We start from the raw sequence: 546 nt of genomic DNA, 5'->3' as shown, positions 1-546 counted from the left end.
CCAGTATTTTATTGATGAACACATTGCCAAAGGTGACTATTCTCGTAACGTATTGACTGCTTTAGCGTTGGGCTACGTGTCACTTCAAGTCATTTCAGCAACGTTCCAATATCTTCAATCGTTGCAATTTAGCATGGTGGCAACGAACACGATCAAAACCATTCGCAAGCAAGTGTTTTCGGGAGTGATCAAACAGCCACTTTCTGCGTTTGACTACACGCCTGCTGGTAAGCTTGTTTCTCGAATCACGAATGATACAGAATCACTTCAGCAGTTTTACGAGTTGTTAATCGCGACCGTGGTTAAGAACGTTGTGATGATCGTGGTGATGTTGGGTGTCATGTTCTTCATGAGTTGGAAGGTGACGTTGGTTGTTCTCGTTCTGTTACCGATCGTAATTGGCTTTATGTATCTGTTTAAACAACTCAGTACCGAGAGTTATCGCAGAATGCGTGACTTGCTCACGGACATTAACGCCAACTTAAGCGAATCAATCCAAGGGATGAGCGTGATTCAGCTGAGGCAACAAGAAAAGCGAATTATGTA

The 546-nt window shown here is 43.2% G+C and carries 1 protein-coding gene; it reads left to right on the top strand.

Annotated features, from left to right (window positions below):
- On the top strand, window positions 1-546 hold a 546-nt coding region (locus R8N49_RS29720; protein WP_318190775.1), incomplete at both ends, for an ABC transporter transmembrane domain-containing protein.

The organism is Vibrio sp. 1978 (genome assembly GCF_033344345.1).
Note: the sequence above shows the minus strand (reverse complement) of the source record. Positions and strands in the feature narration are given on the sequence as shown.